The sequence below is a fragment of the Aureisphaera sp. genome (genome assembly GCF_059726885.1).
The window spans coordinates 874,275-900,793 of the sequence record NZ_AP041051.1; the positions used below are offsets into that span (position 1 = coordinate 874,275).

General features: G+C 40.3%; 27 protein-coding genes. 10 read left to right on the forward strand and 17 right to left on the reverse strand.

All coding sequences use genetic code 11. The annotated features are described in order from the left end of the window. Positions 1–2: 2 nt before the first annotated feature. The 5 genes from AC6JAD_RS04035 to trmB form a co-directional block, all read right to left on the reverse strand. Positions 3–668 carry a hypothetical protein gene (locus tag AC6JAD_RS04035; protein WP_461302428.1) on the reverse strand — a complete coding sequence of 222 codons (666 nt, stop codon included), beginning with the start codon at positions 666–668 and terminating at the stop codon, positions 3–5. Between the two features lie 8 nt (positions 669–676). Beyond that, entirely contained in the window at positions 677–1,168 is a 492-nt protein-coding gene (locus AC6JAD_RS04040; protein WP_461302427.1) for a T9SS type A sorting domain-containing protein, read from the reverse strand. 83 nt (positions 1,169–1,251) lie between these two features. Next, positions 1,252–1,581: an MGMT family protein gene (locus AC6JAD_RS04045; RefSeq protein ID WP_461302426.1), complete on the reverse strand. Its 330-nt coding sequence runs from the start codon at positions 1,579–1,581 to the stop codon at positions 1,252–1,254. Then, positions 1,581–2,207 (reverse strand): LysE family transporter, encoded by a 627-nt coding sequence (locus AC6JAD_RS04050; RefSeq protein WP_461302425.1) that lies wholly within the window; start codon positions 2,205–2,207, stop codon positions 1,581–1,583. The genes AC6JAD_RS04045 and AC6JAD_RS04050 overlap by 1 nt, the downstream gene beginning before the upstream one ends. A gap of 31 nt (positions 2,208–2,238) precedes the next feature. Continuing rightward, complete coding sequence (trmB, locus tag AC6JAD_RS04055; protein ID WP_461302424.1) at positions 2,239–2,919, reverse strand: tRNA (guanosine(46)-N7)-methyltransferase TrmB; 681 nt, start codon at positions 2,917–2,919, stop codon at positions 2,239–2,241. Between the two features lie 114 nt (positions 2,920–3,033). Here trmB and AC6JAD_RS04060 point away from each other — a divergent pair, with 114 nt between their 5' ends. Beyond that, positions 3,034–4,095: a glycosyltransferase gene (locus AC6JAD_RS04060; protein WP_461302423.1), complete on the forward strand. Its 1,062-nt coding sequence runs from the start codon at positions 3,034–3,036 to the stop codon at positions 4,093–4,095. Here the strand turns inward: AC6JAD_RS04060 and AC6JAD_RS04065 are convergent. Both AC6JAD_RS04065 and AC6JAD_RS04070 read right to left on the reverse strand, forming a co-directional pair. Next, positions 4,069–5,112, reverse strand: a complete 1,044-nt coding sequence (locus AC6JAD_RS04065; protein WP_461302422.1) for a sensor histidine kinase — start codon at positions 5,110–5,112, stop codon at positions 4,069–4,071. The two genes, AC6JAD_RS04060 and AC6JAD_RS04065, sit on opposite strands and share 27 nt — an antisense overlap. Continuing rightward, entirely contained in the window at positions 5,112–5,795 is a 684-nt protein-coding gene (locus AC6JAD_RS04070) for a response regulator transcription factor (RefSeq protein ID WP_461302421.1), read from the reverse strand. The genes AC6JAD_RS04065 and AC6JAD_RS04070 overlap by 1 nt, the downstream gene beginning before the upstream one ends. A gap of 209 nt (positions 5,796–6,004) precedes the next feature. Here AC6JAD_RS04070 and AC6JAD_RS04075 point away from each other — a divergent pair, with 209 nt between their 5' ends. The 4 genes from AC6JAD_RS04075 (at position 6,005) to AC6JAD_RS04090 (ending at position 10,321) form a co-directional block, all read left to right on the forward strand. Continuing rightward, the gene (locus AC6JAD_RS04075; protein ID WP_461302420.1) at positions 6,005–7,705 is read left to right on the forward strand and encodes a T9SS type A sorting domain-containing protein; all 1,701 of its coding nucleotides are present in this window, start codon (positions 6,005–6,007) and stop codon (positions 7,703–7,705) included. An 88-nt stretch (positions 7,706–7,793) separates the two neighbouring features. Next, positions 7,794–8,771: a LuxE/PaaK family acyltransferase gene (locus AC6JAD_RS04080; protein ID WP_461302419.1), complete on the forward strand. Its 978-nt coding sequence runs from the start codon at positions 7,794–7,796 to the stop codon at positions 8,769–8,771. Continuing rightward, entirely contained in the window at positions 8,768–9,799 is a 1,032-nt protein-coding gene (locus AC6JAD_RS04085) for a hypothetical protein (RefSeq protein ID WP_461302418.1), read from the forward strand. The genes AC6JAD_RS04080 and AC6JAD_RS04085 overlap by 4 nt, the downstream gene beginning before the upstream one ends. 6 nt (positions 9,800–9,805) lie before the next feature. Beyond that, on the forward strand, positions 9,806–10,321 hold the full coding sequence (locus tag AC6JAD_RS04090) for a DUF350 domain-containing protein (protein ID WP_461302417.1): 516 nt from the start codon (positions 9,806–9,808) through the stop codon (positions 10,319–10,321). Positions 10,322–10,445: 124 nt separating this feature from the next. On the opposite strand, the gene tyrS is transcribed toward AC6JAD_RS04090, so the two are convergent. Beyond that, a complete protein-coding gene (gene tyrS, locus AC6JAD_RS04095) occupies positions 10,446–11,741 on the reverse strand; it encodes a tyrosine--tRNA ligase (RefSeq protein WP_461302416.1) in 1,296 nt (431 codons plus the stop codon). A gap of 64 nt (positions 11,742–11,805) precedes the next feature. Beyond that, the gene (locus tag AC6JAD_RS04100; RefSeq protein WP_461302415.1) at positions 11,806–12,957 is read right to left on the reverse strand and encodes a T9SS type A sorting domain-containing protein; all 1,152 of its coding nucleotides are present in this window, start codon (positions 12,955–12,957) and stop codon (positions 11,806–11,808) included. Positions 12,958–13,109: 152 nt separating this feature from the next. Here AC6JAD_RS04100 and AC6JAD_RS04105 point away from each other — a divergent pair, with 152 nt between their 5' ends. After that, positions 13,110–13,760, forward strand: a complete 651-nt coding sequence (locus AC6JAD_RS04105; RefSeq protein ID WP_461302414.1) for a DUF2459 domain-containing protein — start codon at positions 13,110–13,112, stop codon at positions 13,758–13,760. A 37-nt stretch (positions 13,761–13,797) separates the two neighbouring features. Further along, positions 13,798–14,805 carry an NAD-dependent epimerase/dehydratase family protein gene (locus AC6JAD_RS04110; protein WP_461302413.1) on the forward strand — a complete coding sequence of 336 codons (1,008 nt, stop codon included), beginning with the start codon at positions 13,798–13,800 and terminating at the stop codon, positions 14,803–14,805. Here the strand turns inward: AC6JAD_RS04110 and AC6JAD_RS04115 are convergent. The 3 genes from AC6JAD_RS04115 to AC6JAD_RS04125 are packed head-to-tail and all read right to left on the reverse strand — an operon-like array spanning position 14,787 to position 17,313. Next, entirely contained in the window at positions 14,787–15,242 is a 456-nt protein-coding gene (locus AC6JAD_RS04115; RefSeq protein WP_461302412.1) for a DUF4296 domain-containing protein, read from the reverse strand. The genes AC6JAD_RS04110 and AC6JAD_RS04115 overlap by 19 nt on opposite strands. Continuing rightward, positions 15,239–16,585: a dihydroorotase gene (locus AC6JAD_RS04120; RefSeq protein WP_461302411.1), complete on the reverse strand. Its 1,347-nt coding sequence runs from the start codon at positions 16,583–16,585 to the stop codon at positions 15,239–15,241. The genes AC6JAD_RS04115 and AC6JAD_RS04120 overlap by 4 nt, the downstream gene beginning before the upstream one ends. Continuing rightward, positions 16,582–17,313, reverse strand: a complete 732-nt coding sequence (locus AC6JAD_RS04125) for a polyprenol monophosphomannose synthase (protein ID WP_461302410.1) — start codon at positions 17,311–17,313, stop codon at positions 16,582–16,584. Before AC6JAD_RS04125 ends, AC6JAD_RS04120 begins: the two co-directional genes overlap by 4 nt. 139 nt (positions 17,314–17,452) lie before the next feature. On the opposite strand from AC6JAD_RS04125, the gene AC6JAD_RS04130 reads away from it, so the two are divergent. After that, positions 17,453–18,106: a DUF4271 domain-containing protein gene (locus tag AC6JAD_RS04130; RefSeq protein WP_461302409.1), complete on the forward strand. Its 654-nt coding sequence runs from the start codon at positions 17,453–17,455 to the stop codon at positions 18,104–18,106. 28 nt (positions 18,107–18,134) lie between these two features. Further along, positions 18,135–18,884 (forward strand): uroporphyrinogen-III synthase, encoded by a 750-nt coding sequence (locus AC6JAD_RS04135; protein WP_461302408.1) that lies wholly within the window; start codon positions 18,135–18,137, stop codon positions 18,882–18,884. Between the two features lie 79 nt (positions 18,885–18,963). Here the strand turns inward: AC6JAD_RS04135 and pckA are convergent, their stop codons facing one another. Both pckA and AC6JAD_RS04145 read right to left on the reverse strand, forming a co-directional pair. Next, a complete protein-coding gene (gene pckA / locus AC6JAD_RS04140) occupies positions 18,964–20,571 on the reverse strand; it encodes a phosphoenolpyruvate carboxykinase (ATP) (protein ID WP_461302407.1) in 1,608 nt (535 codons plus the stop codon). 71 nt (positions 20,572–20,642) lie between these two features. Then, positions 20,643–21,038, reverse strand: coding sequence for a DUF423 domain-containing protein (locus AC6JAD_RS04145; protein ID WP_461302406.1), 396 nt, complete (start codon positions 21,036–21,038; stop codon positions 20,643–20,645). A 69-nt stretch (positions 21,039–21,107) separates the two neighbouring features. Between AC6JAD_RS04145 and AC6JAD_RS04150 the strand changes: the two genes are divergently transcribed. Beyond that, positions 21,108–22,478, forward strand: a complete 1,371-nt coding sequence (locus tag AC6JAD_RS04150) for a saccharopine dehydrogenase family protein (protein WP_461302405.1) — start codon at positions 21,108–21,110, stop codon at positions 22,476–22,478. Positions 22,479–22,565: 87 nt separating this feature from the next. Here AC6JAD_RS04150 and AC6JAD_RS04155 read toward each other — a convergent pair whose 3' ends face one another. The 3 genes from AC6JAD_RS04155 to leuS all read right to left on the reverse strand — a co-directional run bounded on the left by AC6JAD_RS04155 (position 22,566) and on the right by leuS (position 26,465). Next, positions 22,566–23,255 (reverse strand): zinc metallopeptidase, encoded by a 690-nt coding sequence (locus tag AC6JAD_RS04155; RefSeq protein ID WP_461302404.1) that lies wholly within the window; start codon positions 23,253–23,255, stop codon positions 22,566–22,568. An 88-nt stretch (positions 23,256–23,343) separates the two neighbouring features. Beyond that, complete coding sequence (locus tag AC6JAD_RS04160) at positions 23,344–23,610, reverse strand: SemiSWEET family sugar transporter (RefSeq protein WP_461302403.1); 267 nt, start codon at positions 23,608–23,610, stop codon at positions 23,344–23,346. Further along, positions 23,610–26,465: a leucine--tRNA ligase gene (leuS, locus tag AC6JAD_RS04165; RefSeq protein WP_461302402.1), complete on the reverse strand. Its 2,856-nt coding sequence runs from the start codon at positions 26,463–26,465 to the stop codon at positions 23,610–23,612. Before leuS ends, AC6JAD_RS04160 begins: the two co-directional genes overlap by 1 nt. Positions 26,466–26,519: the final 54 nt, after the last annotated feature.

The following is a 26,519-nucleotide window of genomic DNA, read 5'->3' on the forward strand; positions in this document are numbered from 1 at the left end:
CCTTACTGATTATCTTGAGATGTCCCTCCTTGAGACTCTCCATTTTTTATACTGAAAATGAGCCCCAATCCAAAGTCCTGGGAGAAATAGGTGAGCTCTCCTCCTGAGGCACTTTTTTCCAATTGGGTTCCCTGACCATATCGGTACTGTAAAAAAGCCGCCATGGTACTGTTGATTTTATATTCGAAAGAAGCCGCTCCCCTTAAAAAGATGATGGGAGTATCGAAATCCTCCCTGCCTCTTATATCTAACACTTCATTGTTAAGAACCCTTGTGCCGCTCATTAAAAATTCTGGAGCTACTGTAGCCCTTACATGAAATGAAAAGCGATTAGCCTCTATCACCTTTATATCTATACCTGCCTGTATACTAGCATAGGTTGTTTCCCACTCGAAATACGTATTCTGGCTATTATCACTTCCTATTGACCCATAGGTGTGCAACCCCAACCCTCCAATGAACTGAACCTGTTCTCCAAAAAGTTTTCCCCTGTATCCGAGATCTATGTAAGTATGATTGGTAGAACGTAAATTATCCAATTCATCAGAAAAAACATCCTGAAAGGAAAAAGAGGTGATAGACTTTCCTCCTTCAACAAATAATTCTTGAGCCTGTAAAGCGCTCGTGGAAATGGTTAATAAACTTATGATTAAGTAAAAGTATTTCATTTAGAGTATTAATTTTTGATAAGGCGAGATGTAAATTGCTTTCCCTGTGTTCCTACAACTAGGATATAGGTCCCTACTGGCAAGTGAGATAAATCGATTGTAAGTGTTTGCATAGGGTCGTATTCCTTATAAAACACCTCTTTCCCTGAAACATCAAATAGTTTCCCTTGAATGGAACCCAGAACTGCTTCATTAAATTTTACGGTAACCACAGTTGCTACCGGATTTGGGTAGACAACGGCATCGAGGGCATTATCATTTTGTGATATAGAAACTATACGGATAGGAGGTTGTTGAAATCCCTGGCGTACCCCATATTCCGATCCTTGAAAACTTCCAATGATCCCTTCCTGACCTACGCTTTGGGACACATAGATTCTTGATTCTCCATTTTCCACGGTATAAGTACCTCCACTCATACCCATACTGGTCCGCTGTGCCTGTTGGCCAAACATTACGGCCACAAGCATAAAACCAAGAAAACTAAATACATACTTCATTGCAGTAAGATGTAGATTGGCTTCGCAATATAAAACCAATCCATCAATAAAAAAACTAACTTGAGATTAATAAGAGATTAAAGTCACAGCTCCTTGCTTGGATCCCAGAACACTCCCTCAAAATTCTGGATTGCATTTTCTTCTACTTCTACCCCTTCACTTTCCAACAATTGCTGCATTAAATTAGTGCCCGAAAAATGGTGTTTCCCTGTTAAAAGTCCTTTTCTATTAACCACCCTATGAGCAGGAACATCGGGGTATTTACCCGCACCATTCATTGCCCATCCTACCATTCTAGCACTTCCTGCGGCACCTATATAGCGAGCTATGGCTCCATAGCTCGTTACCCTTCCATAGGGAATTAACCTTGCCACGTCATATACCTTTTCGAAAAAGCTCTTTTCCTCGGCCATTAGATTGCGTTTACAATTTTAATTAGAGTAATCGCAGAAATGATAGCCGTAAGCAAGCCAATGACATAATTCATATTGAAGTTGAACAACGGACCATCTTCTTTTTTACGAAAGAATTGAGCATACATGGCTAACATCACAAATGTGCCTAAGCCTGATGCAATTACAGCTGCCCAAAGTTCGATCTGATCAAAAGAGAACCAGCCGAATGCTCCAAAGGTGATGCTTATGTAAACCCAATAGGGTAAGGGTAATAAATTAAGGGCTGCCAACAGTATTCCGTAAAAAAATCTATTGGTCTTCGATTTTTTTACACTTTTGGGAACTTCCCTTCTGGTGTCTTTTGCGATAAAGAAAAAATACACCGTGATACAGAGAAAAATCCCAAGGGCTACCTTTTGAAGTATATCTACCACTTCGGGGTGCATATCTAAATACCTAGCAAAAAGCAAGGCGATAAACGTTTGTATACACACGGTAATACTAACCCCAATAGAGAATAGCATCGCCACTTTACGCCCTTGTTTCATACTTATTTTCGCAGCAGACATATTCAATAATCCTGGAGGGATTACCCCGATTAAAGCCGCTATAAAGCCAATAAGAAAATTTGAAAGGATAGACATTCGGTTAGTTTGTTATCGTGAATATACAGATTTATTCGGAACGTAACCGAAATCGGATATAGGTTATTTTTTTACCAACCTCTAGATATTGGGATTCATAAAATGTCTGGATGGAGGTAACCTCGGGAGGTGAGCCTTCACTTCCATAAACATCATGGTGGGCATAGAGAATCTCTTCTTGCAAACCATGCAATAACCCTAAAGTATACCCATGCATGAATTCGCTATCAGTTTTTAAATGAATATACCCTCCTGGTTTCAATACATTCCGATACTTCTCCAAAAACACCTTGTTAGTGAGTCTGTGCTTAGTACGCTTGTACTTAATTTGTGGGTCCGGGAACGTTATCCAGATCTCATCCACCTCATTAGGTGCAAAACAACCTTCAATAAGTTCTATCTGTGTTCTCAAAAAAGCAACATTGTCCAAACCATCTTCTATGCCAGTTTTTGCACCCCTCCAAAACCGGGCCCCTTTTATGTCCACACCTATGAAGTTTTTCCCTGGATATTTTCGTGACAGGCTTACAGAATATTCACCCTTACCACAACCCAACTCCAAAACGATGGGATTTTTATTTTTAAAAAAATCTGAACCCCATTTCCCTTTCAGGATAAAATCTCCATTTGTGACCTCTTCCCGTGAGGGTTGTATCACATTACCGAAGGTTTCGTTCTCTTTAAACCGCTTAAGTTTATTCTTGCTTCCCACAGATTTAATACTTGATTAAAATTTCGGTAAAATTAAGGAAATATTAGTGGGGTGTTAGAATCATTACCTTTGTTTTATCATGAATTGCATGAATATAATTACAATTTCATCCACTTGAAAAAACGCAACACCATATTGGTTGCCCCATTACATTGGGGTCTTGGGCATGCCACCCGATGCATCCCTATTATTAGGGCCTTACTTAAGGCTGGATATGGCGTCCTTTTGGGTAGCGACGGAGGCGCCCTATTAATTCTTCGCAAGGAATTCCCAGACCTTCCTTTCGTTGAATTGCCTTCATACGATATTACGTACCCGAAAAAAGGAGCTTGGTTTAAAATGAACATGTTACTAAAACTACCCCAAATAAAGAAAACAATCACTGCAGAAAAACGCCTTGTGAAGCAATTGGTATCGGAGAAAAAAATACATGGGATCATTAGTGATAACCGGATGGGAGTGCGAAACAAAAAAGTGCCTTCGGTTTTTATTACGCACCAACTAAATGTTTTAAGCGGCAATACTTCATTTCTTAGTAGTAAAATGCACCAAAAAATAATAAAGAAATTCGATGAGTGCTGGGTTCCAGATGTTGATGATCCTGTGAATCTTACAGGAAAATTAGGCCACCCCAAAGAATTGAATTTTCCAGTTAAATATATTGGGGCCCTTAGTCGAATGGAGAAAAAAGAAGCGACCCTAAAATACGACGTGCTCCTATTGCTTTCTGGACCAGAACCTCAACGCACCTTATTGGAAGTAAAGATGATCGATAGCTTTATGGATAGTGACCAAAAAGTGCTATTGGTAAGAGGAGTGGTTGAAGAAGAAAACAAAATATACTCAAAAAACAACATCACGATTGTAAATTTCATGCAGAGCAAGGATCTAGAGAGAAGCATCAATGAAAGTAAACTGGTAATTTCCCGCTCGGGTTACACCACCATTATGGATCTTGCCGCTATGGAAAAAGATGCGTTCTTCATACCCACTCCCGGCCAATACGAACAGAAATACCTTGCCAAACAACTAAAGCAGAAAGGAATTGTCCCGTCCTGTAAACAGGATCAATTTACTCTTCAGCAATTGAACAAGATTCCCCTTTACAGTGGGCTTAGGTCTTTTAAAACGGAAATAGATTACGAAAAACTATTTGGCCTTTTCCATAGTGAATGAAAATTCCGAGCCAATCCCAATTTGACTTTCTACATAGATTTTTTCGCTGTGGGCTTCAATGAGGTGTTTAACAATAGCCAAGCCTAATCCGCTCCCCCCTTCCTTACGGGAGCCACTTTTGTCTACACGATAAAAGCGCTCGAACAATCTAGGGATATGCTCACTTTCTATCCCTTCCCCATTATCTGTAACTCTCAGGATTACTTTATTCTTTATTAAATCTTCTACGCTTACTTCTGTAGTCCCCCCTTTTTTGCCGTATTTAATTGAATTTTCAATAAGATTGGTCAATACTTGCTGCATACGCTCCCTATCAGCATTTACCATAATGCTGTCGTCGTATTCAATATCAAAGATTAGTGTTATTCCCTTCTTTTGAGCCTTAATTTCCAGTAAGTCGAACACGTTCTGCACCAATTCAATAATATTGAAATCCTCGCGGGAAAGTATAAGATCCCCTACTTCCAGTTTGGTGATCATGTCCAGGTCCTTTACAATATAAATGAGGCGCTCGACCCCTTTACTTGCCCTTTGAAGGTATTTTTTTCGGACATTCTTATCCTTCATGGCGCCATCCAATAAGGTAAGAATATATCCCTGTACCGTAAACAGAGGGGTTTTTAGTTCATGTGACACATTCCCCATGAACTCTTTTCTATAGTTCTCCCTCACCTTCAATGTTTCAATTTCGAGTTTTTTATTTTCTGCGAAGCGTTCCAGTTCTTTGGTAAGCGTCTCCATATCGGTCGTAACCTGCCTCCTATCAAAAGTAGAGGCGTCCAACAACTTTACATCGTCATAAATGCGTTTTACACGTTTATAAATGAATTTTTCGACACGATACTGGATGATGAAAAAAGAGAACGAATAGCAAAGGCCAAAGAACAAAAGCAAAAACCAATAGCTAATGCCTCCATGCACGTAAAAAAAAACACCCAGAATGAGTGTTAAAAAGACGGTTAGGAACGTCGAGGTATACCCCGCGAATTTATATGTTCTCTTAAAGTTTCTGGCCATTAAACTACAAACTTATAGCCTACACCTTTTACTGTTTTGAATCTTTCGTCACCAATTTTCTCCCGCAATTTACGAATATGTACGTCAATAGTCCTTCCTCCAACAACAACTTCATTGCCCCAAACTCGATCCAAGATGTCCTCACGCTTAAAAACCTTACCCGGTTTCGAGGCCAATAGAGCCAATAATTCGAATTCCTTTCGTGGGAGAATGATCTCTTCCTTCCCTTTTAGTACTTTGTATTCTTCCCTATTTATTACAAGATTCCCTAGTTTAATATTGGTGTCTTGTTCATCGCCCTCCTTAAATCTTCTTAAAAGGGCTTTCACCTTACTCACCAATACCTTAGGCTTTATCGGCTTGGTTATATAATCGTCCGCTCCGGCTTCAAAACCGGCAACTTGAGAATAATCCTCCCCCCTAGCTGTTAGGAATGTAATCACTGTTTCAGATAAATCCGGGATTGCCCTTAGTTTCTCACAGGCTTCGATACCATCCATTTCGGGCATCATTACGTCTAGTATAATAAGGTGGGGTTTTTGCTTTTTGGCTTGTGAAATAGCCTCCAGGCCATTTTCAGCAGTGTAAATCTGGTATCCCTCGCTTGATAGGTTGTACCCAATAATTTCTAAGATATCCGGTTCGTCGTCGACCAATAAAATCTTAGTGTGCTTTTTCTTCATGTTTGAAAGTTACGTGTTCAGCGAGCTAAATATAGTCCATTATAAAACGTGCCCCGAATATAAGGCTAGATGTTAACGATTAAGTAACATTGCAGCAACAATTTATAAAAAAAAGTCCAATCATATTATGCTAATGTAAAAGCTGCAATACCCTACTTTTTTCCTAGGTTTTATTTCTATCTTTGTAGCACTAATTAAAATCATAACTAATGAAAAGAATTACCCTTTTACTTGCCTTATTTTGTGCAAGTTTTACTTTTGCCCAAGTGGTGAAGATCAATGAGGTTGATGCCGATCAGACTTCTACCGACACTATGGAGTTCATCGAGCTATTGTCGCAGAACCCAAGCCAGAGTTTAGATGGTTACATTGTGGTATTATACAACGGAAATGGAGATGCTAGTTACACCACCGTTGATTTGAATGGATTTACTACAGACAGTAATGGATTCCTAATCATAGGAAGTGATGCAGTGCCTGGAGTAGATATCGCCTTAGGCGCCGACAATACTATTCAAAATGGTGCTGATGCCATTGCTATTTACCAAGACAGTGCTGCAAACTTTCCTGATGGTACCCTTGTGACCTCAACGAACTTAGTAGATGCTATTGTATATGACACCAATGATGATGACGATACAGAATTGCTTAATGGATTGGGCCTAAGTGTTCAGTACAATGAGGATGCCAATGGAAACAAGGATATCGAATCTATTCAAAGAGGTAGTGGAGATACTTTTTGTGTTGGGGCACCTACATTAAGAGCAGATAACATTGACTGCGGTGCAGTATGCTCATTGAACGTTTTTGTGGTAGATGTAACTTGTGACGCGATTACATCTGGAACCGATACGTATACAACTACTTTGAATTTTGAAGGAGGAGGAACTGAAACCTATACGATCTCTTCTACCGAAGGAACTATTTCAGGTGATGACCCTTCTTCGCAGGCAACTGGTGAAATCATTATTTCTGGCGTAAATGAAGGTGTAGATTTCGATTACAGTGTAACAAGTACTCTTTGTAATATCACGAACACGATAAACGCTCCAGATTGCGATCCAGGATCGAACGTAGCAGATATAGCTACCTTAAGAGGTTCGGTTGAAGGAAACGTGTACACGTTAACTGGTGAAGCTTTATTGACATTTCAGCAGGACTTCAGAAACCAAAAGTTCATCGAAGATGCCACTGGTGCTATTTTAATTGATGATACTTCAGGTAATATTACTACTTCGTATGCTATTGGTGACGGAATCACTGGAATCATTGGTACTTTGAGTTCTTTCAACGGAATGATGCAATTCGTACCTGTTACAGATCCCGGAGCACCTTCTAGTACAGGTAATACGATTACACCGCAGGAAGTATCGATCACCGATTTAAACAACAACCCTGACGATTATGAGTCTGAATATGTAAACATTACACCAGCGGTAAACATTGGAGCAGGACCTAACCCTTTCTGGGAAGTAGGAACTGTATATCCTTTGACCAATGGTGACGGATCTTTCAACTTCCGAACTACTTTCTTCGATGCCAATTATATTGGGCAGGATGTTCCTACCACTGCTGTATTCATTGCTGGTATTATAACAGAAAGAGAAGATGATGGCGGACACTATATTACTGCACGGGACAACGAGGACGCTTCTACTACCTTAGGAATTGAAGACAGTAATGCCAACGCATTTAGTTTATATCCAAATCCTGCTCAAAACGAAATTAATATTGTTTCACAATTGAGCGGTGAGAAAGCTGTAACTGTTTTCGATATCTCAGGAAAGCAAGTAATTGAAACTACATTGAACAGCAACACCTTAGATATTTCTCAACTAACGAGTGGAATGTACTTAGTGAAAATTTCACAGGAAGGTATTTCTTCTACGAAGAAGCTTATCGTGAGATAATCATTTAACTCCAATAATTCAGAAAAGCTTCTGCCGCTGGCAGAAGCTTTTTTTATGGTTACTTTTGTCTTTGTTCACCAGATTCGTTATGATCGAAAATAGAATTTTCGAAATACAATCCCGACAAATTTTCGAAACTACTGCCCTAGAGGTTTTTCGCTGGCAGTATGAACATATTCCCGTGTACCAAAGGTTTTGTAACCTTCTGCAAACGAATCCGAAAGAAGTAAATTCAATAGGGAAAATACCTTTCCTTCCTATAGAATTTTTCAAAAGCAAAAAAGTGATTGCAAAAGGAAACACCCCAGAAATCACTTTTACAAGCAGTGGAACGACAGGAAAAGCTACCAGCCACCATCTTGTTGCCCATACTCATTTGTATGAGAAAAGCTTCTTGGAAGGTTTTAAAATTAGATATGGCGCTCCCGAAAACTGGACAATCTTGGCACTATTGCCCTCCTACTTGGAGCGGGAAGGTTCTTCGCTTGTGTATATGGCCGATGCATTGATAAAAATGAGTAGGCATCCAGAAAGTGGTTTTTATCTAAACGAATTTGATTCCTTGGCAGCTACCCTTGACAACTTGGAAGAAAAAGGACAGAAAACACTGTTAATTGGGGTCTCATTTGCCCTGTTGGATTTTCTAGAATCCCACAGCTTCAACCTAGAACATACCGTTATTATGGAAACGGGAGGCATGAAGGGTAGACGCAAAGAAATGGTGAGGGAAGAACTACATGCCATTCTTAAAAATGGATTCGGCGTTTCTCATATTCATAGTGAATACGGCATGACCGAATTGCTTTCCCAAGCTTACTCCAATGGCAATGGCATTTTTGAATGCCCTCCATGGATGGGAATCTACACTAGGGATCCCGAAGATGCCCTTTCTCAAGTAGTAGGAAAAACCGGCGGCATTAATGTAATTGATCTTGCCAACCTATACTCATGCTCTTTCATCGCCACACAGGATTTAGGCAAGAATCATTCTGATGGTAGTTTCGAAATTTTAGGTAGATTTGATACGAGTGACGTGCGCGGTTGTAACCTCATGGTTTCTTTATGAACACAAACAAGCAAAAAAACAATGGTTGTCTTTGGTTCATCCTTTTTGGGGCTTTTAGCTTATTTGGGTGGGTTTTTCTGGAGGTGGTCCTTAAACTTCCGCGCAAACCTTCGGTTATCATTGGACTCGTTGTAACAGGATTCCTGTTAGTGCGATTGGTCGGGAGGCCTTCATGGAAAAGCATATTTACCAACTTAGTTGTGATCAGTGTCATTTTTTATGGCCTCAAGTTCATAGGAAGCTATTTTTTGGAAACCCTTAAAATAGACTTGGAAGAGACAAACTTTAAAGTAGAGGAAGGGGTTGCCCTAAGTACCTTAGTGGAAGAATCTGACACCATATCGGTGTATTCCAGCCATAGGATTTGGAGGGACAACTATGGCAATGATTATTTTGGCGACTTTATGGTAAGGGAAAGGGATTTCATCGATCTAAGGGAACACATACTGCAATACAGACCATCGGGGAAAGGAAATTTTTGGGGAGGATTATACGAATACATCGAAAAAAAGGATGGCCCGTATTTGGATTTGGTAATGAACACTTTTCAGGAAATCCATTCAAAGAAGCGACTCAACCAAATGGAGTTTGCCGAAATGGTGGTAAGTTGTATACAGGATATACCCTACTCTTTCATTTTCCAGGATGAATGCCAAGAGGCTCATATGTATGAACCTTCCATAAAAAGAATCCTAGAGGATTGTCCCGACTGCTGTATGGGTAATGTCCCCTATGGCATACAAAACCCTGTCGCTTTCCTTCAAAATCTAAAAGGGGACTGCGATACCCGAACGGTTTTAATTTATTCTGTGCTTAAACATTTCAATTACGATGTGGCCATATTAAATAGTTCACATTATAGACACTCTATACTAGGAATCAACCTTCCCTCTAAGGGATTGAGTAAATTATACAGAGGAAAAAAATACGTGGTTTGGGAAACCACCGCAAAATATTACGAAGCGGGTTCACTCCCTTCAAATTTCAACGATATCTCATACTGGGATGTGGTCTTAACCAGTAAATAAAAAACAATGAACGACAAACTATTTACCTTGGCACTTTTTGAAATCATACTGGCAATTCTGGTTTCGGTAGTTATCATTTATGTTTCCTACAGCATTTTGCACCGGCTTTTCTTTAAAAACATAAATCTGAAAGATGGAAATACCGCTTTTACGGTTTTCACCTCGGGGATCGTGCTTTCAATTGGTCTTATATTAAGTGAAATCATTCCTTCTATAACCAATATGGTGCGGCTTTCGACCACTCAAACAGATGCTGTCGACGTGGGCACCATTATTCAATATGGAGGACTCTATTTATTGATCGGGTTTCTGGCTGCGGTCATTATCAATGCTTCCGTGTTCCTGCTGTTTTCAATTCTAACAAGGGGAATCAACGAATTTCAGGCTATAAAGGATAACAATATCTCTGTGGCTATTTTGGTAGTGGCTACCTTACTGAGCATTACTTTAATAGTGAAAGGCAGTATTGCTCTTTTAATAAGTTCGCTTATCCCATATCCGGAAGTTTCAAACTTTTTATAGTGACTTGTAAGGAATGAATAACGTCTACGACTTAACCAGTGTTATGAAAAAGGGATGTTAAGATCCTTCATAATTGGTTGGTTAGTTAGTTTGAAAACCTCTTGCACCTGCAAGGGGTTTTCTTTTATTCTACCCGAATTACAAAATAGTTCTTTTTGCCCCGTTGCAAAAGAATGAATGTTCCGTTGATAAGATCTTTGGGGGTTAGTTGGTACCCTTCCCCGACTTTTTCTTTATTCACCGAAATGGAATTTTCCTTTAATGCCCTTCGTGCCTCACCATTCGATTTTAGGAAGCCTGTCTTTTCAGCCAACGCACCAATAACATCCAGTCCGTTTTCCAGTTCCGGCAAGGTTAATTGGGCCTGAGGCACACCTTCGAATACATCTAAGAAGGTTTCAGAATCAAGGGATTTAAGATCTTCGCTGGTAGATTTACCAAAGAGAATTTCCGAAGCTTTTACAGCATTGTCGTAATTGTCATTACCATGTACCGTAATCGTCACCTCTTTAGCCAAGCGTTTCTGCAACATTCTGACGTGAGGTGCTTCTTTATGCTCTTCGATTAAGCCCTTGATGGTTTCTTCATCTAGAAATGTAAAAATCTTAATGTATTTTTCGGCATCCTCATCACTGGAGTTCAGCCAATACTGATAGAATTTATAGGGTGAGGTTCTTTTGGCATCCAACCATACATTGCCTCCTTCGCTCTTCCCAAATTTACTCCCATCACTTTTGGTAATTAAAGGACAGGTTAACGCATATCCTTTACCTCCCCCAATCCTACGAATCATTTCCGTTCCGGTAGTAATGTTTCCCCATTGGTCGCTTCCGCCAAATTGAAGGGTACAGTCCTGAGCTTTGAACAAATGAAGAAAGTCATACCCTTGCACCAATTGATACGTAAATTCTGTAAAGGACATCCCTTCAGAATTTTCACTGGAAATTCGATTCTTGACCGAATCCTTGGCCATCATGTAATTCACTGTGATATGTTTCCCAACATCCCTAATGAAATCCAAAAAGCTGAATTCCTTCATCCAATCATAATTGTTCACCATCACGGCTTCGTTGGCCTCTCCCGAAGTAAAATCCAAAAATTGGGAAAGTTGTGCTCTTACACATTCCTGATTGTGCCTTAGCGTCGCCTCATCCAATAAATTGCGCTCTGCCGATTTACCTGAGGGATCACCAATCATTCCAGTTGCTCCACCGACCAACGCTATCGGTTTGTGACCACAACGCTGAAAGTGTGCCAAAAGCATTATAGGCACCAAATTTCCAATATGCAGGGAATCTGCAGTAGGATCGAACCCCACATAGGCTGCCCTCATCATTTCATTAAGATGGTCTTCAGTATCTGGCATGACGTCATGAATCATACCTCTCCAAGTAAGTTCTTCTACAAAGTTTTTTGGCATCGCAATTATAATTTGCGCAAAGATAGTGGGATGCCCCTAAAGAGAAAAGTGTAATGTAAAAAAGCTACTCCTTAATAAATTGTTTTGTAAGCTTTCCACTTTCTGAAGTCAAAGTCAAAAAAAACAGTCCCGATTTCAAATGGGAAATATCCACATATTCATAAACGCCTTTATTTACGTACACCTGTCTTCCTAGCACATCGTGAATCTGCACGGCAATAGAACGCAAAGCACCATTGGTTTCAATTTGCAACCTATTAGCAACGGGATTGGGAGCGATGGCTAATTCAAATTTTTCAGATTCATTAACTCCCAATACACAATCCTCACTGTACAATGCAGTGGCATCTATATTCCAACCACCTTGTCCAGCAGCAAAAACGGGGTCGTCCACTTGTATACAGGTTAAATTAGGGTTATTGGTTGCGTTAAGTAAAGAAATGGCCATATTGTTACCATTCTTAATATTAAGGGATGCCAAGTCATTGTCATAGCACCAAAGTTTATCTAAAGTCGTATTGGCAGACATATCTATATCCACAATTAAATTATCATGGAGGTCGACAACACGCAATAAGGGATTCTGCGAAAAATCCATAGAAGTTATTTGGTTACTTTCTACGGAAAGCACTTCCAAATTCGGATTCTGGGAAATATCAATTGCGGTAAAATCATTTTGTTCCGCATCTAGATTGATCAAATTTATGTTTTGCGAGAGATCTATATTAGATAGTTGGTTGAAAGGGAAATTCAATCGTTCCAAATTAATATTCGACGAAACATCCAATTCCGTAAGCTCATTGAAATCGCAATCCAAAGTTTTTAGATTGGTCAGGGTCGAAATGTCCAATTCTGGTATGTCGTTAAAAAAACATGCCAGATTTTCCAAGAGCACATTTTGAGTAACGTCTAAAGAAGCCAATTGATTTTGGGCACAATTCAATGTTCTTAAGTTTACAAATGCTTCAATGCCCTGAAGTGAAACTATATTCGAATTCCTCGGGAAAAAGAATTCCACAGCTTCTGCCTCGCTCACCTGTATTTCACCATCATCATTCGTATCTACATCGGCATCTGGGGAACCATCTCCATCGGTATCGACCACTAGGAAATTAACACAAGCATTTTTAAAGTTGGCATCGGGTATATTCACGATTTGTGAGCATACCGTAGATCCTATTAAAAGTAAAAATAGGGTGAGTATTTTCAGTTTCATATTCTGATTTTTCTGGTTTTCATAGCCCTCTAAAGATACGAAATCTTATTCATTGCCTACTTTTATTCCTTCAGAACCAAGAGACTTCTTGTTAAATTGGCACAATTCCTGTGGCTTCATCGGCGAACTAATCCATACGTAAATTCGATCTTATGAGACTGCTTAAAAAAATATTGAAGTTCTTAGGCTTCATCATTGCAATACCCATATGCTATGTACTGATCTCTCTGTTATTGTCGGCCATTACTGTTAACAAGGAAAATCCTGAAGTTGCTCGCAATACCGGTTCCATCTTTTTGAGTACAAATGGTGTGCATCTGGATATTGTTATTCCAAGGGAAAGCATGGATGAAGCATTGCTTAAAGACCTAGTTTTCTTGGAAGATGAAAAGTACCTAGCCTTTGGGTGGGGAGACGAAAATTTCTATTTACATACACCTACTTGGGGTGACCTTACATTCGGCACCGCTATTAAAGCCATGTTCTTGGAGAGTCCTACCTTAATGCATATAACTAGGCACAGGTATCGTCGTGCCCATTGGGTGGAAGTTGCTATCGACTCAAATAAAATGAAGGAATTGAATAAGTTCATATTGGCTTCTTTTAATCTGGATGCCAATGGAAACAAAATTGAACTACCTGGTACAGGATATTCGGACAATGATAATTTTTACAGGGCGATAGGAAGTTACTCATTCATAAAAACATGCAATTCTTGGGCAAATAGTGGTTTTAAGGAAAGTGGACTAAAGGCTTCTTATTGGACTCCCTTCGATTTTGGACTGCTGAATAAATACGAGTAAAAACAACGATTTACTTAAGAAACATTACCTTAGCCCAATGATTCTAGTTACGGGCGGAACAGGTATGGTGGGAGCACACTTGCTGCTTCATTTAACCCAGAACGGACATAGGGTTCGTGCCACACATCGCAAGCAGAGTAATCTAAAAAGGGTTGAAGAAATCTTCGGTTATTTCGCCCATAATGCTTCCCAATTATTTGAATCTATAGATTGGGTCGAAGCAGATATCACCGACCTTCCAAAGCTTGAAAATGCCTTCGAAGGAATTACACAGGTTTTTCATTGTGCAGCATTTATCAGTTTTAGAGCAAAGGATTATCAACTATTGAAATCCATTAACATTCGTGGAACCGCCAATGTTGTTAATCTATGCCTTACCAATAATATTGAGCACGTATGCCATGTAAGCTCTGTTGCCGCACTTGGATCCACATTGGATGACCGTCCCATTCATGAGGAAATTCATTGGAATCCAGAAGAAAACAACAACGTATATGCCATTTCCAAATATGGAGCAGAGATGCATGTTTGGCGAGGTATACAGGAAGGGTTAAATGCTGTTATAGTATGCCCGGGTATTATTTTGGGTGAGGGGAACTGGAATTCTGGAAGCGGTCGGATTTTCACAAAAGCCTCTAAAGGAATGAAGTTTTATACTTCGGGAGGAAGCGGTTTTATTGATGTGAAGGATGTAGTGGAATCCATGATCTTATTGGCAAACAAGCGAATTACTAATGAACGCTATATCCTTGTTGCACACAATGCGACCTATCGAAAGCTCTTGACACTTTTGTCCCAAGGTTTCTCTCTTCCAGAACCTAAAAAATATCTGAGCAAAAGAGCACTTACATGGTTGGGTTACCTTGATGGTCTATTCAGTTTTATACTAAGAAAATCTAGAAGGCTTAATAAAAATTCGGTGGAATCCCTTTCAACCATAACCACCTATAGTTCTGAGAAAATTAGAAACGAATTGAACATTTCTTTCATCCCGTTGGAAGAGACCATAAAACGGGTATGCAAAAACTACTCTTCTAAGTCCTGAATTGGGTCGGAAAGCTGCCCTTTAGTGCCATTCACCCTAAGACTATCCCTTTTTCTTACACTATCTTTTTTACGCATCACCTCCTCTTTCTCAATATTGTGAAGACTATCTGCTAGCACTTTTTTTACGACCAAAGCCTCCTCAACTTTAGTGAGTATATCTGCATATGTATTCAAATCGGTAGTATAATAGGCATTGCTCTGGGCGAACTGAAGACTGTCAATCCCAAATTTTTTGTACAAAACGGAATCCAGGTACACCCCTTTGGTTCGCAACATTCTATTATTGATGCTTTTTGCGGCATTACCTATATAAGCATCGGATAAAATTTCGACCATCTTATCCTTGGAAATAAGATTGTCCGGAGGTTCTGGTTTCTTTACATCCTGACAGGATACCATTGTTAAAAGTCCGACTATGAAAAAGGCTCTTTTCATCCTCGGTTAAACGTTAGGCGTTCTCCTATGGTACGGTTGGGAAACTTTCCGTTTTCGTATGCAATATTTCCATTGATTAGGGTGCACATTACCCTAGAAGTAAAGGTAGTATCTTCAAAGGGTGACCATCCGCATTTATAGGCAATGTTTTCTTTTGAAACCCGCCAAGGCGCATTTGGATCTATTAAAACCAAATCTGCTTTATATCCTACACGAATGTATCCCCTATCTTTAATCTGAAATAGTATTGCTGGATTATGGGCCGTCTTCTCCACGATTTTCTCCACAGAGATTTTCCCCTTATGGTGCATTTCAAAAAGTGCCTCCAAAGCATGTTGTACCAATGGCCCACCAGAGGGAGCCTTTGTATACACGCTATCTTTCTCCTCTAAGGTATGCGGTGCATGATCTGTAGCGATAACATCTATCCTATCATCGAGTAACGCTTTCCACAGTCCATCCTTGTCCTTCTGTGTTTTTACCGCAGGGTTCCATTTAATCTTGGTTCCCTTTTCTTCATAATCCTCGTTAGTGAACCATAAATGATGAATGCAAACTTCGGCGGTTATCTTTTTTTCCGATAAAGGAATTTTATTATTGAACAAATGTGTTTCTTTTTCGGTAGAAAGGTGAAATACATGCAACCGCGCACCTGTTTTCTTTGCCAGTTCTATCGCCTTAGAGGATGACAAATAACATGCTTCCTCACTTCTAATTACTGGGTGAAAAGCAATAGGAATATCATCTCCGTACTCACTTTTGAACTTTTCCAAATTATTCTTTATCGTGGCTTCATCCTCACAATGTACAGAAATAAGCAAATTGGTTTTGCTGAAGATTTCTTCCAATACATCGGGGTCGTCTACCAGCATATTACCAGTAGAAGATCCTAGGAACAATTTAAGGCCTGCAACCTTGGTCTCATCCACCTTAAGTATTTCTTCCAAATTATCATTGGTGCCTCCAAACATAAAAGAGTAATTCGCCCAAGAAGTCTCAGCTGCCCTAGCAAACTTATCTTCGAGCAACTCGATAGTCGTCGCCTGAGGAACGGTATTAGGCATTTCAATAAAAGAAGTAATCCCGCCAGCAACTGCCGCTTTCGATTCTGTTTCTATGGTGGCCTTATGTGTTAGCCCTGGTTCCCTGAAATGAACCTGGTCATCGATCATTCCTGGAATAAGGTATGAACCATCTGCTTCGATGATTTTGGTATCGGCAGATTTTGCGCTAATACTTTCTCCAATTTCAGCTATTCTATCATCGACAACGAGTACATCTCCTTCAAAGATTTTTCCCTCGTTTACAATTTGTGCGTTTTTTATCAGTATTGTATTCGTCATACATCCTTTCTTTTAAAAAGGCTTTTCCACTTCATGGAAATCACCCCAAAAATGGCTTCGCTTATTATACCGGAGCTCATTTTACTTTCTCCTTTCGTTCTATCTGTAAAAATTACCGGTACTTCGATAATCTTGAAATTTTTTAGGTAGGCCTTGAACTTCATTTCGATCTGAAATGCGTACCCAACAAATTTAATCTTATTAAGGTCTATTTGCTCTAAAACCTGTCTCTTATAACAAATAAATCCTGCTGTGGTATCATGAATGGGCATCCCCGTTACAAATCGAACGTATTTGGAAGCTCCCCATGATAGAAGTACCCTGCTCATGGGCCAGTTAACAACATTTACCCCTTTAACATAACGAGAGCCAATTGCCACATCGGCTCCATGTTTTTCACAGGCATTATAAAGTCGCAAAAGATCGTTGGGGTTGTGTGAGAAATCGGCATCCATCTCAAAAATATATTGGTAACTTCTCTCCAAAGCCCATTTAAAGCCATGAATATAAGCAGTCCCCAAACCTAATTTCCCTTTGCGCTCTTCCAAAAAAAGAGCGTCGGGGTAATCTTTCTGAATTTCCTTCACTTTTAGCCCCGTTAGATCCGGCGAATTATCGTCTACAATCAATACGTGAAACGTTCTTTGCAACGAAAATACGTTGCGAAGCAATTTCTCAATGTTTTCAATTTCGTTGAATGTAGGGATGACCACTAAGGCATCTGCCATAAGACCCATTTTAACGCAAAAGTACCCCTTTTTTAAAAATTGAGACCAAAAATAATGGGAGTTAGCAAAATTTTATCATGCATCCGTATAGCAAATAACTGCCCTATTTTCGGTATTTTCGCTCATAAATAAATGCCCATTGGATTACAGCCTAAGAACCATAGAACATTTGGATTGGATCACGTTCCTTTTAGTGGGTCTATTTGGCATACTTGCATTGGTGCGGTCATTATATCCCAGAAGGTTTTACGAGTTCATGATGCTACCTTTAACGGACAAGTATTTTGCACTTCAAGGAAAGGGATATGAAATTAAACATCCTTTTAATGTATTTCTTTTTGCCATTCAGATAGTGTCTTTCTCACTATTTATTTATCTCATAATACGTCATAGTCCATCCAACAGCAATGCATTGAATCCTTGGCTATTCATTCAATTACTTACGGGGGTTACCGTTTTTCTTCTGGGCAAATATGTTATCGAAAAAATGATAGCTCATATCTTCCATTTAGAGTCGGTCATGAACAGCTATTTGTACGAGAAATTAAGTTATGCCAGTTTAATATCACTTTTGGCATTAATTTTCAGTGTTTTGATTTTCTACGTTATCCCACTAGACCCAGTGTTTTTGTGGGTTTACATAGGTTCTATCGTAGTCCTTTTCGTTATCTCCCTAATTTCCAGCTATAAAAGAAACGCAAATCTAATTTTAAGGCATTTCTTCTATTTTATTTTGTATCTTTGCGCTCTCGAAATAGCACCCTTCATTATCTTGTATAAAATACTCGATTAAAGGAGGATACTAACAAATGTAGTTGTTTATGAAAGTGAAGACTATTTTGGTTTCCCAACCGGAACCTAAAATTGAAAATTCCCCTTACTTCGATCTAATCGACAGGCAAAAGGTGAAGATAGATTTTAGACCTTTTATTCATGTAGAAGGTGTTTCCAGTAAAGAGGTACGTACCCAAAAAGTTGATCTAAGCCAGTATACGGCTATCATCCTTACCAGTAGGAATTCTGTGGATCATTTCTTTAGAATTGCCGAAGAACTTCGCTTTAAAGTTCCAGACACTATGAAGTATTTCTGCCAGAGCGAGGCCGTTGCCTTTTACCTTCAGAAGTATGTAGTGTATAGAAAACGTAAAATCTATGTAGGAAAGCGAACTTTTGCCGAGCTTTCACCACTCATAAAAAAATACAAAACAGAGACCTTCCTGTTGCCTTCTTCAGATAAGCTGAAACCAACGGTTCCGGCAATTTTGAACGAATTAAGTGTAGATTGGAAGCAAGCGACGTTCTATAAAACCGTTGTGAGCGATCTTAGTGATCTTCGCAATGTATATTACGATATTCTTGTATTCTTTAGCCCTAGTGGTATTCAGTCATTGTTCGAAAACTTCCCAGATTTTGAACAAAAAGACACACGTATTGCCGTATTCGGAAATACTACGGTAAAGGCTGCCACTGAAAAAGGTCTTATCGTAGATATTCAGGCACCCACACCCGAAACCCCATCAATGACGATGGCATTAGAAAAATATATTAAGGAAGTAAACGGAAAGAAATAAAGTTTCGTTTAACACAACCCTAATTAAAAAGCCCTGCAAAATTGCAGGGCTTTTTATATTTATTATGGTAAGCGGTTTGTTATTTAAGGGGTCCTCCCGCCATGATTTCATCATTGGCGTAAGATTCGAATTTTTTGAAATTTTCCTTAAAGGAATTGGACAATTTAAAGGCAGTTTCGTAGTAGCCCTCGTCATTGTTCCAAGTTTTTCTTGGACTTAACACCTCAGTAGGCACATTAGGACATGTCCTTGGTTGTTGTACCCCAAAAACGGAATGGATATGGTAATTGTCCTTATTGGCTTCTTCCAAAGAACCATTCATGGCAGCAGTGATCATGGCACGGGTGTATTTTAGTTTCATCCGTGTACCCACACCATAAGGACCTCCGGTCCATCCAGTATTTACCAACCATACATGTACTCCCGCCTCTTGCATCTTAGCACTTAGCATTTCTGCATATTTTGTGGGATGCAATGGCATAAATGGAGCTCCAAAACATGCCGAAAAGCTAGGTACCGGCTCTGTAATTCCCGCCTCTGTTCCTGCCACCTTTGCTGTATATCCACTTATAAAGTGATACGCAGCCTGGCCTGGCGACAATTTGGAAATCGGTGGTAACACACCAAAAGCATCCGCAGTTAGGAAAAATATATTCTTAGGATTGTATCCTATCGAAGGTACTTTAATATTATCAATATGATATATGGGATAACTCACACGTGTGTTCTGTGTAATCGAAATATCACTGAAATCTACCACTCCATTTTCGTCCATAATTACATTTTCCAAAATGGCACCTGGTCGAATAGCCCTATAAATATCTGGTTCATTTTCTTCGGAAAGATCAATAGCCTTCGCATAGCATCCCCCTTCAAAATTAAATACGCTGTTTTCCGCGGTCCAACCATGTTCATCATCACCAATAAGTTTTCTATTAGGGTCTGCAGATAATGTCGTTTTTCCAGTTCCGGATAAACCAAAGAAAATAGCAGTATCGCCATCTTCCCCTACATTGGCAGAGCAATGCATAGGCAAGGTATTCTTGAAAACGGGTAGTATAAAATTCAAAGAAGAGAAAATCCCTTTCTTAATTTCCCCTGTATATCCAGTCCCACCAATAATGGCCACCTTTTTTGTAAAGTTAAGAATGGCAAAGTTGTGCTGACGCGTTCCATCGCGTTCTGGATCTGCCATAAATCCAGGTGCATTAACAACCACCCATTCCGGGTCGAAACCTTCCAATTCTTCTTCGTCTGGGCGCAAGAACATATTGTAAGCAAACATATTGCTCCATGGATACTCATTAATTACCCGGATATTGAGTCTATAATCTAGATCCGCACAGGCAAAACAGTCCCTCGCATATACTTCTTTCCCATTCAAATATTCGGTAATACGATCATACAGAGCATCAAACTTCTCCGGATCGAAAGGAATATTAATATCTCCCCACCAAATTCGGTCCTTGGTGATATCATCCTTCACGATAAAACGATCTTGAGGAGATCTTCCCGTAAACTCACCCGTATTCACAGCAATTGCACCAGAACTTGCTTCTTTTCCTTGTCCTTTGGCTAATGTTTCGGCGTGAAGTTGTTTAGAGGTAAGTTGATAATGAACTTTCGAGGCATTGATTCCGTAAGATGTAAGCGAAATCGTTTTCGTAGTTTGGCTGTTATCCACCATACTTTAGTTTTTGTTGTGTTGGCAAAAGTAAAAAAACTAATAGAGATAGCCCTGAAAATTATGTAGAATTCTTACGATTTTAACGTACGGAAATCGAATGCAAGTCGCAACCAACCCAGTATAAAAGCCACACCTCCCAATGGCGTGATGGGACCTAAAATTTTTGAGGGAATTGGCAGTACTTCTTTGAGTGCCAAAAGGTAAATAGACCCCGAGAACAAGAGGATCCCGAGAAGAAAGAATCGAAAAACCCATTTTTTTCCTTTCTCAGAAATAAAAGGCACACAGCCTACTACGAATAGGACTATGACATGATACATTTGGTAACGCACCCCGGTTTCAAAACTAGCAACAGACTGAGCGTCGGCCATTTGCTTTAACCCATGTGCTCCAAATGCACCAATGATCACCGTTAGGGCTCCCAATAAGGAGGAAATGATGAGAATTTTTTTATCGAATTTATTCATAGGTATTGCGCTATTTAGTACATTCGTCACGACCGAATGAAGACGGACAAATTTACGAAATAACTACGGATGCGAAATATTCTTATCATCGGTGCTGGCCGTTCTGCCACTAGCCTCATCAAATACTTACTGGACAAATCACAAGCGGAAAGTCTCTTTGTTACCATTGGGGATCTTTCGGAAGAAAATGCACAAAAGTATACCCAAGGGCATTCCAATGCCAAAGGGATTTACTTAGATGTTTTCAATAAGGAGGATCGTCAAAAAGCAATTCAAGAGGCAGACTTGGTTATCTCCATGCTCCCAGCTCGTTTTCATATTGAAGCAGCCAAGGATTGTATCTCGTTCGGAAAGCATTTGGTTACCGCTTCCTATGTGAGCAAAGAAATGCAGTCCCTGGATGAAGAGGCAAAAGCGAAAGGTTTGGTCTTTATGAATGAAATCGGGGTTGATCCGGGGATAGACCATATGAGTGCCATGCAGGTTATTGACCGTATTCGGGACGGAGGTGGAAAAATGTTGCTGTTCGAATCGTTTACTGGTGGTCTTATTGCTCCTGAAAGCGATGACAACCTATGGCATTATAAGTTTACATGGAACCCGAGAAACGTTGTAGTAGCGGGTCAAGGTGGTGCTGCCGAATTTATACAAGAAGGTACGTATAAGTATATTCCGTACCACAAACTATTTCGTAGAACGGAGTTCCTGGATATTGAAGGCCATGGACGCTTTGAGGCGTATGCCAATAGAAATTCCTTGAAATATCGCAGTGTTTATGGTTTAGAGGACATCCTTACTTTGTACCGTGGAACCATGCGTCGAGTTGGATTTAGTAAGGCTTGGAATATGTTTGTTCAATTGGGAATGACTGATGATAGTTATACCATTCCTGATTCTGAAAATTTATCTTATAGGGATTTTATCAATCTCTTTCTTCCTTACTCACCTACGGATTCTGTGGAATTAAAAACGCGCTATGCCCTAAAAATTGATCAGGATGATCTCATGTGGTACAAATTGTTAGAGTTAGACCTCTTTAACGCTGAAAAGAAAATCGGCATTAAAGATGCTTCCCCTGCTAAGGCACTTCAGAAAATATTGATGGACAAATGGACTCTGAAGGAAGATGACAAGGACATGATCGTGATGTACCACAAATTTGGGTACGAATTAAACGGAATGAAAAAACAGATTGATAGCAATATGGTTGTTATTGGTGAAAACCAAACCTATACTGCCATGGCAAAAACGGTTGGACTTCCTGTAGCAATGGCTGCCCTGCGCATTCTGAATAAAGAAATTACCACACCAGGGGTGCAAATCCCAATTTCCAAAGAAGTGTACGAGCCTATACTTAAGGAATTGGAAGAATATGGTGTCACGTTTAAAGAAAACTTTGCCGATTACTTAGGGTATAACCCTAATAATGTCTCGGGTTGAAGAGCACTTTCAGAAACCTTGGTTTCATAGCAAAGAAAAAGCCGATTCTCAACATAAGAATCGGCTTTTTCCATTCTGTTCCAGCAGTTAACGCCTTCCCATAAAAATCATAATAAAGTACAGCAAGGTTGCCAAGGACCCCAAAGCTGCCACTACATAGGTGCGTGCAGCCCATTTTAATGCATCCTTTGCCCCAGCATGTTCCTCCTGTGTTACCATATTTTCTTTTTGTAACCAAACCAGTGCCCGCTTACTGGCATCGAACTCTACCGGTAGGGTGATGAAGGCAAATGCAGTAGTTGCAGCAAAAAGCACAATTCCGATGAGGAAAATATTAGCTCCAAAGGCACTGCCAGTTGCCGATAAAATTATCCCCGCCATAATCACAAAATTGGATAGCTTACTCGCAATTCCTACGGCAGGAACTATCTTACTCCGCATTTCCAGCCAGCTGTAAGCAGTAGCATGCTGCACTGCATGGCCCACTTCGTGAGCAGCAACCGCAGCCGCAGCCGCATTGCGCTGTGAGTAAACCACCTCACTGAGATTAACGGTTTTATTCTGTGGATTGTAATGATCTGTTAATTGCCCTTTGGTCGAAATTACTTGTACATCACGAATGCCATGATCATCCAACATCTTTTGGGCAATTTCTGCTCCACTCATCCCATTTCGCAAATGGATCTTGGAGTACTTCTTAAATTTACTTTTTAAACGATTACTGACATAGCTGCTTATTAGAAACAGGGCTCCTGCCAGTATATAGTATCCCATCATAATTTTTAAAATTTAGGTGTATTAAAGATACCTAAAATTCAGCAAAAATGGTTCCGAAGGTTTTAAACTGACAAAGCGTCAAAAAAGACTAGTGCTTTCTATAGCGAAATATGGCCAACACCAATGCCAAAGTAAATACCACGGCCACAATATTGGCAATGATTACAGCGGTACTGTTTATGAGCAAGCCGTATAGCAACCATAATATAGTCCCCGTACAAATAACCAAATACATAGGGAGGGATAAGCTACTTACATCTTTGGTTTTCCATGTTTTATACATCTGTGGCACAAATCCCAGCGTGGTGCATGCCGCTGCCACAAGACCCAATAGCTCTATGGAATTGAACTCCATTACCCTACAATATTGATGATCTTGCCAGGCACAACAATGACCTTCTTAGGGGTTCGCCCTGCCAATTGTTGCTGGGTTCGTTCGTGTGCCAAAACGGTTGCTTCAATATCTTCCTTGCTCATATCTAAAGGCAATTCTAGCTTAAAGCGCATTTTTCCATTAAATGAAATGGGATATTCCTTACTGCTCTCTACCAAATGGGATGCTTCAAACTTTGGAAAAGTAGCAGTTGAGATACTTTCCGAATGCCCAAGTAGACTCCATAGTTCTTCAGCAATATGAGGTGCATAAGGCGAAATTAGCACCAACAAAGGCTCTAGGATTTCCTTGCTATTGCATTTCTGGGCCGTTAATTCGTTTACCGCAATCATAAATGTGGATACCGAGGTATTGAAACTGAAGTTTTCTATATCCTCCCCTACTTTCTTGATCGTCTTATGCAAGGTTTTCAAATGGTCTTTTGTGGGTGCATCATCGGATACGGTAAAGGCACCATCGGCTCCACCATGATATAATTTCCAAAGTTTTTTAAGGAAGGAATGCACTCCTGTAATTCCAGCTGTGCTCCATGGCTTTGCCTGATCCAATGGCCCTAGGAACATTTCATAAAGGCGCAGGGTATCGGCTCCGTACTGAGCACATATGTCATCAGGGTTTACCACATTAAACCACCTTTTAGACATTTTTTCCACTTCATGCCCCACGATATACCTTCCATCTTCAAGAATGAACTCGGCTTCCTTGTATTGCGGTTGCCAATTTCTCAAGCCTTCAAGGTCTAATTCACTTGAGGAATTCGCAAGATTTACATCTACTCGAATTTCTTCTACATCATGCTCCTCTTTTAAGCCAACGGACACATAGGTGTTCGTTCCAGAAATCCTGTACACCAATGCGCTTGTTCCCAAAATCATCCCTTGGTTGATCAACTTTTGGGCGGGCTCGTCTACAGAAAGCACGCCTCGATCGTACAGGAATTTTACCCAAAAGCGACTGTACAATAGGTGACTTGTGGCATGTTCGCTTCCACCGATATAAAGGTCTACATTACCCCAATATTTCATAGCATCTTGAGATGCCAAAGTTTCTGGGTTTTTTGGGTCCATATACCGGAACATATAACAACTACTTCCTGCCCATCCCGGCATGGTATTCAGCTCTAATGGGAAGATAGACTCGTGATCTATCATCTCATTACTCACTACTGTATTCTTATTGGTATCCCAAGCCCAAACGGTAGCTCTACCCAAGGGCGGTTCCCCACTTTCGGTAGGCAGGTATTTTTCCACATCCGGTAAATGCAATGGCAAATGTTCCAAATCGATCATTTGAGGCAACCCATCCTTATAATATACTGGGAAAGGCTCTCCCCAATAGCGCTGTCTGGAAAAAACAGCATCACGCAAGCGATAGTTTATTTTTCCTTCTCCTTGTCCTTTTTCTTCAAGCGCCTCGATTGCCTTCTGGGTTGCTTCTTTGTAGTTCAACCCATTTAAGAAATCGCTATTTGCAATGATGGTGTTGTCTTTATCGGCAAAGGCCTCTTCGGAAATATCGATCCCTTCAAAAATATTGGGGATATCAATTCCAAAATGCTTAGCAAAATCGTAATCACGTTGATCCCCACAAGGAACAGCCATCACGGCTCCGGTTCCGTAGCCAGCCAGCACATAGTCCCCAATCCAAATAGGGATGGGTTTTCCGGTAAAAGGATGCTCTGCATATGCACCTGTAAAGACCCCACTAATGGTTTTTACATCGGCCATCCGTTCCCGTTCACTACGCTTTGCCGTAGCCTCTACATATTGTGAAACTTCATAGCGTTGCTCCATGGTCGTTATTTCGCCCACCAACTCGTGTTCGGGAGCCAAGGTCATATAACTGGCTCCAAAAATAGTATCGGGACGGGTGGTAAATACTTCAATGGAATGATCGGACCCTTGTACTTTAAAAGTGACGCTAGCCCCTTCGGAGCGACCAATCCAGTTAGCCTGGGTGTCCTTTAAGGGTTGCGGCCAGTCTATTTTGTCAAGGTCTTCCAATAAACGCTGGGCATAGGCTGTAATTCGCATACTCCATTGCATCATTTTCTTACGGATCACCGGATAGCCCCCGCGCTCGGAAACGCCATTTACGATTTCGTCATTGGCCAACACCGTACCCAATTCTGGGCACCAGTTGACCTCAGTTTCGGCCAGATAGGTCAATCTATATTTTAGAAGTATTTGTTCTTGGCGCTTTTTGGTATACGAATTCCACTCCTCTGCGGTAAATGTTGACACATTGGCATCGCATTCTGCATTCAAAATTTCATTTCCTTGTTCAGAAAATACTTTTACCAATTCGGAAATGGGAAATGCCTTCTCATGATCCTTACAGTACCAACTTTCGAACAATTGAATGAATATCCATTGGGTCCATTTATAATATTCCGGATCGGAGGTACGGACTTCGCGACTCCAATCGAAGGAGAATCCCATTTTATCCAACTGGTTTCTGTAGCCTGCAATTTTATTTCCCTGCTTGTCGAAACCTCCCTCAATATTCACTTTGGTGGTATCGGCAGGATGCTGTCCGGTTTGTATGGCATATTGCTCTGCCGGAAGCCCAAAACTATCATAGCCCATAGGATGCAAGACATTAAATCCTTGGTGCCTTTTAAAACGTGAATACACATCGCTTGCAATATATCCGAGTGGATGCCCTACATGAAGCCCTGCGCCGGAGGGATAAGGAAACATATCCAGCACATAGTACTTGGGCTTATCGCTATCGTTCTTAGCATGGAAGGTCCCATTTTCGGCCCAATGCTTTTGCCATTTGGCTTCAATCTCGTTAAAGTGATACTTGCTCATTGTCTTGCTTTCTAAGAAGTGGCAAATTTACGCCTATTGTACGAAAGAGAAAAG